The 15,612-nt window shown below is 59.9% G+C and carries 18 protein-coding genes and 1 pseudogene; 13 read left to right on the top strand and 6 right to left on the bottom strand.

Annotation, left to right across the window (positions count from 1 at the left end; all coding sequences use genetic code 11):
* Nucleotides 1-258: 258 nt before the first annotated feature.
* The 5 genes from ctaD (at nt 259) to ACTIEN_RS07155 (ending at nt 3,981) form a co-directional block, all read left to right on the top strand.
* The gene (gene ctaD / locus ACTIEN_RS07175) at nt 259-1,932 is read left to right on the top strand and encodes a cytochrome c oxidase subunit I (protein ID WP_439522438.1); all 1,674 of its coding nucleotides are present in this window, start codon (nt 259-261) and stop codon (nt 1,930-1,932) included.
* Between the two features lie 118 nt (nt 1,933-2,050).
* Nucleotides 2,051-2,272: a type II toxin-antitoxin system CcdA family antitoxin gene (locus ACTIEN_RS07170; protein WP_439522437.1), complete on the top strand. Its 222-nt coding sequence runs from the start codon at nt 2,051-2,053 to the stop codon at nt 2,270-2,272.
* Nucleotides 2,273-2,274: 2 nt separating this feature from the next.
* Nucleotides 2,275-2,574, top strand: a complete 300-nt coding sequence (locus ACTIEN_RS07165; RefSeq protein WP_439522436.1) for a CcdB family protein — start codon at nt 2,275-2,277, stop codon at nt 2,572-2,574.
* Nucleotides 2,575-2,581: 7 nt separating this feature from the next.
* A complete protein-coding gene (locus tag ACTIEN_RS07160) occupies nt 2,582-3,073 on the top strand; it encodes a DUF2244 domain-containing protein (RefSeq protein WP_439522435.1) in 492 nt (163 codons plus the stop codon).
* Between the two features lie 11 nt (nt 3,074-3,084).
* A complete protein-coding gene (locus ACTIEN_RS07155) occupies nt 3,085-3,981 on the top strand; it encodes a hypothetical protein (RefSeq protein ID WP_439522434.1) in 897 nt (298 codons plus the stop codon).
* 59 nt (nt 3,982-4,040) lie between these two features.
* On the opposite strand, the gene ACTIEN_RS07150 is transcribed toward ACTIEN_RS07155, so the two are convergent.
* The gene (locus ACTIEN_RS07150) at nt 4,041-4,505 is read right to left on the bottom strand and encodes a GatB/YqeY domain-containing protein (protein WP_439522433.1); all 465 of its coding nucleotides are present in this window, start codon (nt 4,503-4,505) and stop codon (nt 4,041-4,043) included.
* A gap of 180 nt (nt 4,506-4,685) precedes the next feature.
* Between ACTIEN_RS07150 and carA the strand changes: the two genes are divergently transcribed.
* Entirely contained in the window at nt 4,686-5,855 is a 1,170-nt protein-coding gene (gene carA, locus ACTIEN_RS07145; RefSeq protein WP_439522432.1) for a glutamine-hydrolyzing carbamoyl-phosphate synthase small subunit, read from the top strand.
* A 65-nt stretch (nt 5,856-5,920) separates the two neighbouring features.
* Nucleotides 5,921-7,711, top strand: coding sequence for a glycosyltransferase family 2 protein (locus ACTIEN_RS07140; protein WP_439522431.1), 1,791 nt, complete (start codon nt 5,921-5,923; stop codon nt 7,709-7,711).
* Here ACTIEN_RS07140 and ACTIEN_RS07135 read toward each other — a convergent pair whose 3' ends face one another.
* Nucleotides 7,712-8,362 carry a GntR family transcriptional regulator gene (locus ACTIEN_RS07135; protein WP_439522430.1) on the bottom strand — a complete coding sequence of 217 codons (651 nt, stop codon included), beginning with the start codon at nt 8,360-8,362 and terminating at the stop codon, nt 7,712-7,714. It lies immediately after the preceding gene.
* Nucleotides 8,363-8,465: 103 nt separating this feature from the next.
* On the opposite strand from ACTIEN_RS07135, the gene ACTIEN_RS07130 reads away from it, so the two are divergent.
* From ACTIEN_RS07130 to ACTIEN_RS07120, 3 genes are all read left to right on the top strand, one after another.
* Complete coding sequence (locus ACTIEN_RS07130) at nt 8,466-9,110, top strand: pyrimidine 5'-nucleotidase (protein WP_439522429.1); 645 nt, start codon at nt 8,466-8,468, stop codon at nt 9,108-9,110.
* Nucleotides 9,111-9,197: 87 nt separating this feature from the next.
* Complete coding sequence (locus tag ACTIEN_RS07125; protein ID WP_439522428.1) at nt 9,198-9,443, top strand: hypothetical protein; 246 nt, start codon at nt 9,198-9,200, stop codon at nt 9,441-9,443.
* A gap of 78 nt (nt 9,444-9,521) precedes the next feature.
* On the top strand, nt 9,522-10,718 hold the full coding sequence (locus ACTIEN_RS07120; protein ID WP_439522427.1) for a UbiH/UbiF family hydroxylase: 1,197 nt from the start codon (nt 9,522-9,524) through the stop codon (nt 10,716-10,718).
* A 53-nt stretch (nt 10,719-10,771) separates the two neighbouring features.
* Here the strand turns inward: ACTIEN_RS07120 and msrB are convergent, their stop codons facing one another.
* The 4 genes from msrB to ACTIEN_RS07100 all read right to left on the bottom strand — a co-directional run bounded on the left by msrB (nt 10,772) and on the right by ACTIEN_RS07100 (nt 13,275).
* Nucleotides 10,772-11,245 (bottom strand): peptide-methionine (R)-S-oxide reductase MsrB, encoded by a 474-nt coding sequence (gene msrB / locus ACTIEN_RS07115; RefSeq protein WP_439522426.1) that lies wholly within the window; start codon nt 11,243-11,245, stop codon nt 10,772-10,774.
* Between the two features lie 111 nt (nt 11,246-11,356).
* Nucleotides 11,357-11,926 (bottom strand): fasciclin domain-containing protein, encoded by a 570-nt coding sequence (locus ACTIEN_RS07110; RefSeq protein ID WP_439522425.1) that lies wholly within the window; start codon nt 11,924-11,926, stop codon nt 11,357-11,359.
* 96 nt (nt 11,927-12,022) lie between these two features.
* Nucleotides 12,023-12,736, bottom strand: coding sequence for an anti-sigma factor (locus tag ACTIEN_RS07105; protein WP_439522424.1), 714 nt, complete (start codon nt 12,734-12,736; stop codon nt 12,023-12,025).
* Nucleotides 12,733-13,275, bottom strand: coding sequence for a sigma-70 family RNA polymerase sigma factor (locus tag ACTIEN_RS07100; protein WP_439522423.1), 543 nt, complete (start codon nt 13,273-13,275; stop codon nt 12,733-12,735). The genes ACTIEN_RS07105 and ACTIEN_RS07100 overlap by 4 nt, the downstream gene beginning before the upstream one ends.
* 91 nt (nt 13,276-13,366) lie before the next feature.
* On the opposite strand from ACTIEN_RS07100, the gene cobS reads away from it, so the two are divergent.
* From cobS to ACTIEN_RS07085, 3 genes and pseudogenes are all read left to right on the top strand, one after another.
* Nucleotides 13,367-14,353 carry a cobaltochelatase subunit CobS gene (cobS, locus tag ACTIEN_RS07095; RefSeq protein WP_439522422.1) on the top strand — a complete coding sequence of 329 codons (987 nt, stop codon included), beginning with the start codon at nt 13,367-13,369 and terminating at the stop codon, nt 14,351-14,353.
* A 50-nt stretch (nt 14,354-14,403) separates the two neighbouring features.
* Nucleotides 14,404-14,769, top strand: coding sequence for a hypothetical protein (locus ACTIEN_RS07090; protein ID WP_439522421.1), 366 nt, complete (start codon nt 14,404-14,406; stop codon nt 14,767-14,769).
* Nucleotides 14,766-15,612 (top strand): annotated as a pseudogene (locus ACTIEN_RS07085) (cobaltochelatase subunit CobT); the annotation flags it as partial. The gene ACTIEN_RS07090 and the pseudogene ACTIEN_RS07085, both read left to right, overlap by 4 nt.

Here is a 15,612-nt window from a genome sequence, read left to right as displayed (position 1 = left end):
CACGGACACGACCCCGGGCACACCAATGTGTCCGGGTTTTTTTGATCAAACAGACATTTTGTAAACAATTGCAGAATGTTACCCGGAAATGCGCATATTTCACCTGGGGACGTACGCGACCAAAGTGCGACAATAAAGTTTGATCTGCGTCAAATACGTCCGTTGCCGCCACCAGCCTCACATTCTAAAACGGCAATGGAACAAATGGCGCGTGGAGAATCCCTGCGCCTTTTTATTGGGAACCAGCAGGAGGCAGATATGGCAGACGCCGCCATTCACGGCCACGAGCATGAAGACCAGCGGAGCTTTTTCACCCGCTGGTTCATGTCCACGAACCACAAGGATATCGGGATTCTCTACCTGATCGCCGCCGGTCTCGCGGGCTTCATCTCCGTGGCATTCACCGTTTACATGCGCATGGAATTGATGAACCCCGGGGTTCAGTACATGTGTATGGAAGGCGCCCGCCTGACCGCTGCTGCGGTTGGCGATTGTACCCCGAATGGACACCTCTGGAACGTGCTGATCACCGGTCACGGCATCCTGATGATGTTCTTCGTGGTGATCCCGGCGCTGTTCGGCGGTTTCGGCAACTATTTCATGCCGCTCCAGATCGGTGCGCCGGACATGGCGTTTCCGCGTCTGAACAACCTGTCCTTCTGGCTGTTCGTGGCTGGTACGACGCTGGCGATCTGTTCGGTCTTTGCGCCGGGCGGCAACGGTCAGCTTGGGTCTGGTGTGGGCTGGGTTCTGTACCCACCACTGTCGACGAACGAAGGCGGCATGTCGATGGACCTCGCGATCTTCGCGGTCCACGTCTCGGGTGCGTCGTCGATTCTGGGTGCGATCAACGTGATCACCACCTTCCTGAACATGCGCGCACCGGGCATGACGCTCTTCAAGGTGCCGCTGTTTGCATGGTCGATCTTCGTCACAGCCTGGCTGATCCTGCTGGCGTTGCCGGTTCTGGCGGGGGCGATCACCATGCTGCTGACCGACCGCAACTTCGGGACCACGTTCTTTGATCCCGCAGGCGGTGGCGACCCGATCCTCTACCAGCACATCCTTTGGTTCTTTGGCCATCCGGAAGTCTACATCGTGATCCTGCCCGCGTTCGGCATCATCAGCCATGTGATTGCCACGTTCAGCCGCAAGCCGGTCTTCGGCTACTTGCCGATGGTCTGGGCGATCATCGCGATTGGCGCACTGGGCTTTGTCGTGTGGGCGCACCACATGTACACTGTGGGCATGTCGCTGACGCAGCAGTCCTACTTCATGCTGGCAACGATGGTCATCGCGGTGCCGACTGGGGTCAAGATCTTCTCTTGGATCGCGACCATGTGGGGCGGCTCGATCGAGTTCAAGACACCGATGCTCTGGGCCTTCGGCTTCCTGTTCCTCTTCACCGTGGGTGGTGTCACCGGCATCGTTCTGAGCCAGGCCGCCGTGGACCGGGCGTACCATGACACCTACTACGTCGTGGCGCATTTCCACTATGTGATGAGCCTTGGTGCGGTGTTCGGTATCTTCGCGGGGATCTACTTCTGGTTCCCCAAGATGACCGGCAAGATGTACCCGGAATGGGCAGGCCAGCTGCACTTCTGGACATTCTTCATCGGGGCCAACCTGACGTTCTTCCCGCAGCACTTCCTGGGTCGTCAGGGCATGCCGCGCCGCTACATCGACTATCCCGAAGCTTTTGCGTTCTGGAACTACATCTCGAGCTGGGGCGCCTTCCTGTCCTTCGCATCATTCCTGTTCTTCATCGGCGTGATCGCATGGAGCCTTGCCAAGGGCCGTGCCGAGACCGCGAAGAACCCGTGGAACGAATACGCGGACACGCTGGAATGGACCCTGCCCTCCCCGCCGCCCGAGCACACGTTCGAGCAGCTTCCAAAGCGGGAAGACTGGGAAAAGACCCACGCGCACTAAGCTTTGCGTGAGCTGAAACGAATGGCCCCGGTGGAAACGCCGGGGCCTTTTGCCATCAAACCTACCGTTGTTTTCGGGTACGTCTTGCGGTAATTCTTTCCGCACAGGAGTGTCCCTCATGCCGCGCAAATCCACCAGCCTCAGCCTCGACGCCGACCTGATCGCCCGCGCCAAAGACGCCGGTGTGAACCTGTCCCGTGCCGCCGAGGCGGGGATAAAGGACCAGCTTCGACAAGCCGAAGCTGACCGCTGGGAAGAGGAAAACAAGGACGCCATCCAAGCCTATAATCGTCGGGTCGAAAACGAAGGCCTGCCCCTCGACGCCTATCGGAAGTGGTAGGCATGGCGAGGCAATATGATGTCTATCAAACGGACAACGATACCTATGTGCTTGTCCTGCAAAGCGACACTTTCGAGAGCCTTGCCACCCGCGTCGTTGCTCGACTGTTGCCCGAACACTGGCCTGAGCCACCGCTCAAGAACCTGAGCCCGAAACTGACCTTGGGTGATGTGACGCTGCGATTGCAAACAACCGAGTTGGCAACCTTGACGAAGAAAGAGCTTGGGACACGTCTTGGCTCGGCGTCTCACCAGCGCGACGAGATTGTGCGAGCGACCGATCTTCTGCTGACAGGATACTGACCCAACCATGCCCTATACATGGACAGACGAGTCCCAGACCACTTTGGAACTGCGGCTCTGGCCGCATCAATCGCTGCCCGCGCATGGGTTCGCGGCAACAATCCTCGGCATTTTCGCCCTGTCTACAATTCCGCTTTATGGGTTGATCGGCACGGTGCTGCTGTGGGGCATCCTGCCCTTCATGCTGCTGGCGCTGGGGGCCATGTGGTATGCGTTGCGGCGCAACGAGCGGGATCTTCAGATCATGGAAATCCTGACGCTGACGTCGGACGATCTGCACCTGACACGCCAGAGCCGCAAGGGCGCACCGCAGGAATGGCATTGCAACCCGTACTGGACGCAGGTCAACATGCACCAGAAAGGCGGCCCCGTTCCCCATTACGTCACCCTGTCCGGCGCTGGACGAGAGGTTGAGATCGGCGCGTTTCTGAGCGAAGACGAACGCAAAGAGCTATACGCAGAGCTGAGTGAAAAGGTTCGGCGCATCGCCACCCCCTGACCCGAGGCTCCATGGCACAGGTTCCCGCCGTCCCGAAACTCGCCCGCGCGCGCCACCTGTTGCGCGCAACTGTCCTGGGACAGACCACCCCCACGGCGGATATGGTCGCATCCGAACGCGCCGCCCTTGCACTCAGGGCGGCCAATCTCGCGCCCAGAACCGCAGAACAGGTGACCTTTCTGATCCCTCTGGTCGGTCCCCATCACGTCGGTGATTGGCCCTCCGTCACGGACCGGCTAAGGACCACGCTGCAAAGCTTCCTGGCACAGGACAATCCGAACTGGATCGCCGCGATTTGCTGCCAGACGGAACCGGACCTGCCGGACGACCCCCGCATCACCTATGTCCCCTTTGACGATCCGACGCATGGCAACGACAAATGGCGCAAGCTCGGTGTGCTGAACGCGGCCCTACCCCGACTGACACCGGCACCGGGCTATGTGATGTCCTTTGATGCGGATGATCTTTTGCGGCAGGGCACCGTTCAGGACATGCTCACCCGACAGGAGACCGGTGGATATCTTGTGCAGTCCGGTCTGGTCATGGATGTGGCGACGGGCGACATTGCCCTGGCGGATCAACCCAACCTTGTCACACCATTGCGCAAACCGTTCTGGAAGCTGTGTGGAAGCTGCGCGGCGGTGTATCACGATCCGTCAGAAACCGACTCCACTGCGTTTCTGGCAGAGATGACCCAGCACGAGCACAGGATGTTTCCCTATTTGGCAAAGCTGGCCGGTCAGCCCCTGAAGCGGTTGTCGCGCCCGTCCGTGCTGTACATGCTCAACCACGGCGAAAACTTTGGGGCGCGCAGAGGGCGTGTCGGCTACAAGACGCGCTTTGTGCAGTCCTACAAGATCAGCGATGCCGCCACGCTGGACGACATCAGACGCGATTTTCCAATTTGAACGAACCGCTGACGATGCGTCGACGCATCGCCGATTTTCCATCAATGGAAAATCACCCCTTACACGTTGGACAAACGATCCTTCACCATCGGACCAACCGCACCGAAATCCATCTGGCCATTATACTTGGCCTTGAGCGCCCCCATGACCCGCCCCATATCGCGGATCGAGGAGGCTCCTGTCTCGACCACTGCCGCATCGACAGCGCCCGCAACCTCGTCATCCGACAATTTGCGTGGCAGGAATTCCTCGATCACGCCAATCTCGGACAATTCACGCTCGGACAGATCAAGCCGCCCCGCCTCTTCATAGGTCTTGGCGGTATCCTTGCGCTGTTTCACCATTTTACCAAGGATACCAAGAACTTCTTCATCTCCGACACCGTCCTCATTGCCATCGCCGCGCGCAGCGATGTCGCGATCCTTGATCGCTGCATTGATAAGTCGAAGGGTCGAGAGCCGTGCACTGTCCTTGTCGCGCATCGCCTGTTTGATAGACGTGTTGATCCGGGTGCGAAGGTCCATGAATTTCCATCCCATGGTTGAACGAGCGGGCACATTAAGCGAGGACACCCTCAGACGCAAGCACCCAAGATTTTACCTAACCCCTTGAATTCTAAAGATATCACATTTTCTTACCTCCCTTGACCGCAAGGCAGCGCAGCCGTAGGTTCCGGACGATTTTACCCCTTGCGGAGTCGCGCCATGTCCCAGTTTTCCAATGACAAACCGACCGCGTGCCTCGCGCTTGCGGATGGCACGGTTTTCTATGGTGAGGGCTTTGGCGCAACCGGGACATCGGTGGCCGAACTGTGCTTCAACACCGCGATGACCGGCTATCAGGAGATCATGACCGACCCGTCTTATGCGGGTCAGATCGTGACCTTTACCTTCCCTCATATCGGCAATGTCGGTGTGAACCCCGATGACGATGAAACCGGCGATCCGGTGGCGGACGGCATGGTTGTCAAATGGATGCCGACCCACAGTTCGAACTGGCGCGCGGTGCAGGAGCTGAGCGACTGGCTGACCGCGCGCGGGCGCATCGCCATCGGCGGCATCGACACGCGCCGCCTCACCCGCGCCATCCGGCAACTGGGCGCACCACATGTCGCGCTTGAGCACAATCCGGACGGCAATTTCGACCTCGGCGCGCTGGTTGAAAAGGCTCGTGCCTTTCCAGGGCTCGAAGGGGTGGACCTGGCAAAGGATGTGACCTGCGCGCAATCCTATCGCTGGAACGAGATGCGGTGGGCCTGGCCCGATGGCTACACGCCCCAGACCAACGCCAAGCACAAGGTCGTCGCCATCGACTATGGGGCAAAGCGCAACATTCTGCGTTGCCTTGCCAGCGCAGGGTGTGACGTGACTGTGCTGCCCGCAACGGCAACAGCCGAAGAGGTGTTGGCCCACAATCCCGATGGTGTGTTCCTGTCCAACGGTCCGGGCGATCCGGCGGCGACCGGCAAATACGCGGTGCCGATGATCCAGACCATTCTGAACACCACGGAGTTGCCGATGTTCGGAATCTGCCTGGGCCACCAGATGCTCGCGCTGGCGTTGGGGGCCAAGACGGTCAAGATGAACCACGGGCATCATGGGGCCAATCATCCGGTCAAGGACACCGAGACCGGCAAGGTCGAGATCACCTCGATGAACCACGGTTTCGCCGTTGACAGCCAGACATTGCCAACCGGCGTTCTGGAAACGCATCTGTCCCTGTTTGACGGATCGAACTGCGGAATCCGGATGGCGGACCGCCCGGTGTTCTCGGTCCAGCAACACCCAGAGGCAAGCCCCGGTCCGCAGGACAGCTATTACCTGTTCGAACGGTTCGCAGAGTCGATGGGAAAGGCAAAAGCCGAAAAGGTCTGACGCGCATTAACGCCCGATTAACCGTTTAAGGATTAGCTCATCCCTGAAAGAACACCGGGGATGACATGGCACTGAAGACACCCATCACGGCCCAAACGCCGTTTGTGCTGGCGCCCTCTCGACGGATGCACCCCGCTGGGCCGGATGATCTGACCGCAGCAGTTCTGCGAAATGCCCGCAGCCTTGCCGCAAGTCGGCGAAGGCTGGATCCGGCGACAAATCCACCCGACCCTGCGCTGGATCACCTTCTGACCCCCGAATTCTGTCTTGAGCACCGTGTCCTTCCCTGGGGCACTCTGGGCGAAGCGATCCTGATCGGGGCGACGCCCGGCCGGGACAGATCGCAACTGCGCGACATGCTTGAACATGACATCGGACCAGTGCTTTTTGCGGACGTGGCCGAAGACGACATCCTGCACGTCATCTCGGAACGACACGGCGATTACCTGGCCGCCCGCGCCGAAATGCAGGTCGAGGATGATTACAGCTGTCGTGACATCAACAAGCTGACCGTGACCCGCGGGATCGCCGCATCGCTGTTCTTCGGGGTCAGCCTGGCGCTGATCTTTTACTTTCCGAACACGTTCTTTGCCGGGATCACAGCTGTTGCCGTGACCAATCTTCTGGCCTGCCAACTGTTCAAGATCGCGGTCTTCTTCGCTGGCTACAAGAAACCCCCTGAAAAGCCGGTGCATGTTCCACTGGCCGAGAAACCTGTGGTCAGCCTGATGGTCCCTCTTTTCAACGAGGCCGCGATTGCCCATGAGCTTGTTCAACGGCTGTCTCGACTGACCTATCCGAAGTCCCTCCTTGACGTGATCCTTGTGCTCGAGGCCGGTGACACGACGACCCGGCAAATGATCGAGGCAATATCGCTTCCCGGATGGATGCGGGTCGTGCGCGTGCCCGAAGGCCATCTGAAAACGAAACCCCGCGCGCTGAACTTTGCGTTGGGGCATACGCGCGGCGACATTATCGGCATTCTGGATGCCGAAGACGCGCCCGCCACGGATCAGATCGAACGTGTGGTCGAGGCGTTTCACATGGCTCCGGTCGAGGTTGCCTGCGTGCAGGGGATCCTTGATTTCTACAACACCAGATCGAACTGGATCTCGCGCTGTTTCACCATCGAATACGCCACATGGTTCCGGATCGTGCTGGCGGGTGCGGCACGGCTTGGATTTCCGATCCCTTTGGGGGGCACAACGGTTTACCTCAAACGGGCGGCCTTGACCCATGTCGGCGGTTGGGACGCGCATAACGTCACCGAAGACGCCGATCTGGGTGTGCGTCTTGGCCGGTTTGGATACCGCACGATCCTCATTCCCACCGTCACCCGCGAAGAGGCCAACAACCGGATTGTGCCGTGGATCAAGCAGCGGTCACGCTGGCTCAAGGGGTATATCATCACCTATCTCGTGCATATGCGACGGCCCTTGCGATTGTTGCGCGATCTGGGCCCGCGCAAGTTCCTCGGGTTTCAGTTCTTCTTTCTGACGACCATCCTGCAATTCACCCTCGCTCCGGCACTGTGGTCATTCTGGTTGGTCTGTTTCGGACTTTCGACACCCTTTCTGGACGTCTTTCCAGCCGAGTGGACAAAGGGCCTGCTGGCCCTTTTTCTTTTGACCGAACTGATTTCCCTGCTCATCGGGTTCGTCGCGGTCGGGCGCACGCAGCATGAAAAACTCATGCAATGGGTGCCGATGATGTTCTTCTATTTTCCGATGGGGGTCTTTGCCGTCTACAAGGCGTGGTCCGAACTGATCTTCAAACCGTTCTATTGGGACAAGACCCAGCACGGCCTGTCAGAGCCTGATGTCATCGGTGGCGACATTCATGTCACCCGCCGCTGACTACACCGCTTCCTTGGACATTGAATCAAGCTTGAGCCGGGTGACGAAGGCCACCGAGATATGATCGCGCAGCGCCTTGTAGGCGGCGTCTTCGTCACGCTGGGTGATCGCATCGACAATCGCCTGATGTTCGGCAAGTGCGATCTCTCCGCGGCCCTGCGCCGCGAGAGATGTTGTCGCCATGAGCGCCATGGAGCGGTGGACAAGGTCCAACTGCTGCACAAGGAACCGGTTGTGAGACGCAAGGTGGATCTGCTTGTGAAACCGCCGGTTGGCCCGCGCAAGGGCCGAAGGATCCTCCAGCAACGCCCGGTCATCCTCGACCATGCCTCTGAGAACCTGCACCTCTTCCTCGGTGGCATGCCGCGCGGCCAATCGCGCCGCCAAGCCTTCAAGTTCGGTGCGGACCACATACAGCTCGGCCATCTGGTTGTGATCCAGTGACGCCACAATCAGGGAACGCCCGTCCCGCGTCAGAAGAGACTGCGTTTCAAGCCGCTGCAACGCTTCGCGGATGGGAGTGCGGGACATCCCGAACCGTTCCGCCAGATCGCTTTCAACCAGTCGGTCGCCGGGCCGGTAGACGCCGACATCAATCGCCTCCAGGATCGAGGCGTACGCGTCCTTCTGAGGGGGCTTCACATCTTTCATACCGCGTGATCCTTGTTCAACTTTCCGCACGATAGCGCCGGGACGGCGAAAGACGCAAGTTGAGCCATTGCCGCGCCCTTACGGCGCGCGTAGATTGCATCCTATGGTAAAGTCAGCTTTCACACATGTGCGCCACTGGGTCTTTGACCTCGACAACACGCTTTATTCACCTGCGGTGCGTCTGTTTGACCAGATCGAGGTGCGCATGACCCAGTTTGTCATGGACGCGATCGGGGTCGACCGACACCGGGCGAATGAACTGCGGCTCGACTATTGGAAAACCTACGGCACTACGCTGGCTGGCCTGATGCGCGAACATGATGTGGACCCGTCACCCTATCTGCATGACGTGCATGACATTGATTTCACCGTTCTGTCCGAAGACCCCTATCTTGCGTCCCTGATCAAGGACTTGCCTGGACGCAAGATCGTTTACACAAACGGATCGGCCCCCTACGCGCGCAACGTGCTCAGGGCGCGCGGGTTGGACGATATCTTCGACGCGGTCTACGGCGTGGAACATGCCGACTTTCACCCGAAACCCGAACGCAGTGCCTTCGAAAAGGTCTTCGGCCGCGATGGTATCGACACAAAAAGCGCGGCAATGTTCGAAGACGACCCCCGCAACCTTGCCGCGCCGCATGCGATGGGGATGCGCACCGTCCATGTCGCCCCGGATGCGATCAAGGCCGATCACATTCATCACCATACATCCGAACTGACGGAATTCCTTGCGCGACTGACCTGACCGCATAATCGCCGCATTGCGGCAATTTGGCAGTTTTTGTCCGGCACAGCGCACCTATCTCCGATAGAGGTAAAAGAGGAATCCTACATGTCTGTTTCCGAGCCAATGCAGTCGCGCCGTCGCAGCGCGTTTTATTCCGTTCCCGTTTTCGGTTGGATCGCGCGCGATCTGAAAGAAGGATCATCCGACACGATTTATTATCTTCTGGTCGCCCTGCTGACACTTGTCGTGCTTGCGGTGATGAAGTGGGGCATCGTGGCTCTGAGCATGACGGCCCTCGCGATGGTCCCGGTTGTGATGGTGACGCTGATCCTGATTACGGTTGGTAAGTAACGCGGGCGCCCTGACGCATCGCGCTTTGCGATAAGCCGGGCTAGAACCCGATCAGGAAACTGCCCGAAGGGTCACGCCATGGACTATGACATCATCGTTTCAGGAGGCGGCATCGCCGGTCTTGCAGCCGCCGCTGCATTTGGCGCTGAAGGGTATTCGGTTCTGTGTCTCGATCCGACGCCGCCCGTGACCGACCGCGACGCCGAAGGGGCAGATCTGCGCACCACGGCGTTTCTGCAACCGGCGCAAGCGTTTCTGGAGGATATCGGCCTTTGGGCACGTCTGGCCGACCATGCCATGCCGCTTCAGGTCATGCGCATTGTCGATGCGGGCGGAGTCGCTCCGGACGCGCGCGTGACCAAGGCTTTCAATGCCTCGGACATCTCGGACCTGCCGTTTGGCTGGAACCTGCCAAACTGGCTGTTGCGCCGGGAATTTCTTGCGCATTTGCAGGGTCTTGAGACCGTCACGTTCCGCGCCGGCCTCGGAACAACATCGCTGTTCACCCGCGAGGCGGAAGCCCGCGTCGGACTGAGCGACGGCAGCAAGCTGCGCTGCAAGCTGGTGATCGCCGCCGATGGCCGCACCTCACCGATGCGAAAAGCCGCCGGGATCGACGTTCAGACCACCCGGTTTGGCCAGAAGGCATTGGCCTTTGCAGTCACCCACCCGATCCCGCATGAGAACATATCGACCGAGATTCATCGCACCGGGGGACCGTTCACCTTTGTGCCCCTGCCCGACCTTGACGGGTGCCCGTCGTCGGCGATTGTCTGGATGGAGGAAGGCCCGAAGGCCGATGCCCTGGCCGCGCTTGAGACTGAGGCGTTCGAAGAGGCCATGACCACCCGATCCTGCAATCTTTTCGGCCCGCTCAGACTGGCGTCGCGGCGCACCGTCTGGCCAATCATCAGCCAACATGCGGACAGGCTTAGCGGTGAACGGATCGCCCTTGTCGCCGAAGCGGCGCATGTGGTGCCACCTATCGGCGCGCAGGGTCTCAACATGAGTTTGACCGATCTCAGCGTCCTGCGCGATCTGGCGCGTCAGGCGGATGGGGATATCGGCAACCGCAGGATGCTGGACGCCTATCACCAAAAGCGCATCGTGGATATCCGCGCACGGGTCGCGGGCATTACGCTGCTCAACCGGACATCCATGCTCAGCGCGCAACCGCTGCGGGATATCCGCGCTAAGGGGCTGGATGCGCTTTATACGTTAAAACCGGTACGCAAGACGCTGATGCAACTGGGGCTTGGCGCACGCGGGAACTGAGGGCGTAAACTCTTCAAAGAGTTTACGCAGGATTTTCGAAAATCCTGCGGCGCTTATGCCGCGCGGAAGCTCAGGCTGACACCGTTGATACAGTGGCGTTTGCCCGTAGGCTGTGGCCCATCGTCAAAGATATGGCCCATATGGCTGCCACACCGGCGGCAATGGCATTCTGTGCGAGTTCCAAACAGGGACCGGTCCGGTTTTGTCTCGATCGCGTTGGCCTGTGCTTGCCAAAAGCTTGGCCATCCTGTGCCGCTATCGTATTTGTGCTCGGACGCATACAGCGCGAGGTCGCATCCCTTGCAATGGAACATGCCCGCGCGCTTTTCGTCATTCAGGGGTGAGGTAAAGGCCCGCTCTGTCCCCTCTTCCCGCATCACCCGGTATTCCTGCGAGTTCAGCATGGATTTCCATTCCGCCTCGGTGCGCGTCACTTCGAATGTGCCTTCGGCCGCAGTGGCCATCCTGGCGGAACCGGTGAAGCCCAACAATGCGGCTGTGCCTTGCAAGAAATGTCGTCTCAACATGGGATCCTCCTCGAACTACCAACTAGATGGTGCCCCAGCCCGCTGTGACGCAAGGCCAGGGCACACACTTTTGCGCGATCTCATCACTCCCCGTGGTGGGGATTGGGGGATTTACTGAGCCGGCAAAAGAACACGGTCGATCACATGGATCACACCGTTTGACTGCCTCACATCTGCAATTGTCACAGTCGCCTCACGACCGTTTTCGTCTGTGAGCGTGATGGTGTCGCCGCTCATCTCCGCCTGAAGCGTACAGCCACCTACGGTCGGAACGGGATGCATCCCGCCATCATCCGCGATCATCCCGGCAATGGCATCCGACATCGCGTTGGTGGCGACGACGTGACAGGTCAGGATCTGTGTCAGCTGCGCTTTGGCTTCAGGCTGAAGAAGCGCGTTCAGAGATTCGTCTGAAATACGGTCAAAGGCGGCATTTGTCGGTGCAAACACCGTAAACGGGCCTTCCCCCATCAGCGTATCGACAAGACCCGCAGCTTTGACAGCGGCGACCAGTGTGGTGTGGTCCGCCGAATTCACGGCGTTTTCGACAATGGTCTTGTCAGCGAACATGGCCGCACCACCCACCATCGGGTTGTCCGTGCCGGACATGCTCTGGGCAGAAGCGGCGCCCGTCAAAGCGGTTGCAGTCACACACGCGGTGAAAAGTGTCTTGAATGTCATGTCGTCCTCCAATTCTCCCCACCGGTTTTCGATGCGGGTCGGAGGTAGACACGGACGCCGTGCGGTCAGTGTTTCAACAATCACATCACATCGTGATCACGAAGGCGTGAGCGCGCCTGCCGCCCGCACGGCCCCTGTTGGAGCCCCGGTCGGGGACCCACCCGGCGGTTCATCGGAAATCGCGAGTACCGCGCCGGGCAAGAGGGCCAGCACCTGCTCTGGCAGATCAATCACCGTGCTTTCCTGTTCTTCAAGCAGACCCAGAGACACAGGCGCCGCGTCTCCGGCGATCAGCCACAGCTCGAACACGCGGCCGTCCGGCGGCTGTCCGCCAGCGCGCACAACCCGGACGGCACCACGGGTGGTGTCGACACTGGCGCTCAGAACCAGCCCCTCCCCATCCGGCGTAGGTGCAAGCTCTGCGACAAGATCGGCGCGCAGGGCGTCTTCGTCCGGAACGATCACGCCACTTGTGATGGCGAACCACAACACAAGCGCTGCGGCCACGCCGCCCAGACCATAGGGCCAAAGCTGTTGCCAGAACGACGGTTCATCGGATTTGAACAGGATCGATTCCAGCCGTTTGCGCACTTGCGGCGAAGGTGTCACTTCATCGACCTCGTCGATCATCAACCCGGCAAAATGCTCTTGCCAGGTCACAACCTCGTCGCGCAAATCGGGGTCTTCCGCCAAGCGTGCCTCAAAATCGGCCTGTACTTCATCGCTCAAGAGGCCCAGAGCATATTCCGCAGCCAGTGCGCGCGGATCATCGTCTTCTGGTCCCTGCGGCGGAGTTGTCATGTCACTCATCGGCTCAGACACTCCCGCAAGGACATCAGGCTGCGCCGCAGCCATGTGCGAATGGTGTTGAGGTTCACACCGGTCGCGTCTGCCAGATCGTTATAGCTGTCGCCATCCAGGTAAACGCGCCGCACCAGATGCGCCCGCGCCGTCGGCAATTCGTCAAGGCACTTCGTGATCTGGCGCGCTTCGGAAAGCGCAATCGCCGTGCCTTCGGGGCCCGGCTTGCTGTCGGGCATCAGATCGGCTGTCTCGATCGGTGCAGGCGGCTGCCTTAGCGCGCGGCGACGATCCACCGCGCGATTGCGGGTGATCGTGATCAGCCAGGTCATCGGGGAATACCCGTTGACCCTGTAACTGTCCGCCTTGTTCCACACGGTCACAAATACCTCCTGCAACACCTCCTCGGCTTCTGCGCGATCATTCAACACACGCAGACACACACCGAAAAGTTTCGCGGAGGTCCTGTCATAGAGGCTGGTAAAGGCACCACGGTCGCCCATCGCCACGCGGGAGAGAAGGGTTTCGACCTCTTCTTGCGGAGTCATCACCGAAATACCGTACCCTTTCCCTTGCCCCTCCCGCCATTATGTTGCACGACACAATCGCAAAACCCCAGCTGAGAAGGATGTCCGCAACATGGCCGACGGGACGATCGACATCAACGCCAAACCGACAGAAGAAATTTCGGCGCGTGAGGTGTTTGGCATTGATACGGACATGATTGTCCATGGCTTTCCCGAGCGCACGGAACGTGTCCCGGACATCGACAGCACCTACAAGTTCGACCGCGATACGACGATGGCGATTCTGGCTGGATTCCGCAACAACCGCCGGGTGATGATCCAGGGGTATCACGGCACCGGGAAGTCCACCCATATCGAACAGATCGCGGCGCGGCTGAACTGGCCCTGCGTGCGCGTCAACCTCGATAGCCACATCAGCCGGATCGACCTGATCGGCAAGGACGCAATCAAACTGATCGACGGCAAGCAGGTCACGCAGTTCCAGGAAGGCATCCTGCCCTGGGCGCTGCGCAACCCGACCGCCATCGTGTTCGACGAATACGACGCGGGCCGCGCCGACGTGATGTTCGTGATCCAGCGGGTTCTTGAGACCGACGGCAAGCTGACGCTGCTCGACCAGAACGAAGTCATCACGCCGCACAAGTATTTCCGCATCTTCGCCACGGCCAACACTGTCGGCTTGGGTGACACGACGGGGCTGTATCATGGCACCCAGCAGATCAACCAGGGCCAGATGGACCGATGGTCACTGGTGGCGACGCTGAACTACCTGTCGATCGACGCCGAGACATCCATCGTTCTGTCCAAGGCACCGCATTACAACACCGAGAAGGGCCGCAAGACCGTGCGCCAGATGGTGACCGTGGCGGACCTGTCGCGTACCGCGTTCATGTCGGGCGATCTGTCCACGGTGATGAGCCCGCGGACCGTGATCGCCTGGGCGCAGAATGCCGAGATCTTCCGCGATGTGGGCTATGCGTTCCGCGTGTCGTTCCTCAACAAATGTGATGAGCTGGAACGCCAGACCGTGGCAGAGTTCTACCAGCGCTGCTTTGACGAGGAACTTCCCGAAAGCGCGGCCAGCCTGAGTATTGGGTGACGCTGCGCCATCACATCCCTCTGATGTCCGCCACGCGACGTGGTGGACGCATGGCCCTTGCCCTTGCAACGGTGGCGGTTGGATCAATGGCCACGGCCCAAGACGCCCTTCACCCAGCCGCACAATGCGCCGCGTTCTGGTACGGGTACTCTGATTATGCCAAGGTTTCCGCCTATCTGGACACGGACCCAAGCGATGCGCAGGCAGCGGAGGCCTTTCGCAAGGTGGCGCTGCGACTGGCAGAGCGGGATGCAGAGGTCGATTCCTACATCGCTGCGCAACGTCCGCTGATGACGCGACTGATGGAAAGCTATATTTACGGAGGCGACACGCAAAGCCGGGACATCTTTGAACGGCTAAGTGCCATCTGTGAGGATTTTGCGGAACGCCATCCGGAAACACGGGACTTGAAATGAGCAAACCGACCGACAACCCCGCCGATCCGTTCAAGAAGGCCTTGGCCGAAGCGACCAAGGTCATGGCCCGCGACCCGGACCTGACGGTCAGCTATTCCGTTGATCCTGCCGGGATTTCCGGCGATGCGATGCGCTTGCCGCAGATCAGTCGACGGCTGACCCGCGACGAGGTTCTGCTGGCACGGGGCACGGCGGATGCAATGGCGATGTATCGCCGCTATCACGATGCGGGCACCCATGCGCGCTATGCCCCCCAAGGCGATCTGGCGCGCGAACTTTACGAGTCGATGGAAACCGCCCGCTGCGAGGCAATGGGCGCGCGCGACATGCCCGGCACGGCAGGCAATATCGATGCAAAGATCGGACACGAGGCCCTGCGCCGGGGGTATGACCAGATCAAGGAAGCGTCCGAGGCACCCCTGCCGTCGGCAGCGGGATATCTGGTCCGACATCTTGCCACAGGGCGCGACCTGCCCGAAGGCGCGCAGAACGTGATGGAACTGTGGCGCGGCTTTATCGAAAATCAGGCTGGCGGAACGCTGGAGAACCTGGACGATGTGCTGGACGATCAGGCCGCCTTTGCCCGCTTCACCCGCGCGGTGATCACCGACCTGGGCTATGGCGATCAACTGGGTGATGACCCGGACGAATTGGACGACGAGTCCCAGGATCAAGCCGAAGAGGGCAGCGACGACGATCAGGAACCCGACAGTACAGGTCAGGACGAAGACCAGGCCGAAGACAGCGACGCCAGCCCCGAGTCGAGCCAGGACGAAACCCAGGACCCAAGCCAGGCTCAGGTCTCGATGGACGAGATGGCCGATCAGGAAATGGGCGAAGAGG

It is taken from the genome of Marivita sp., from assembly GCF_051859345.1.
Lineage (GTDB): Bacteria > Pseudomonadota > Alphaproteobacteria > Rhodobacterales > Rhodobacteraceae > Marivita.
This window is presented reverse-complemented; position numbering and strand designations above follow the sequence as displayed.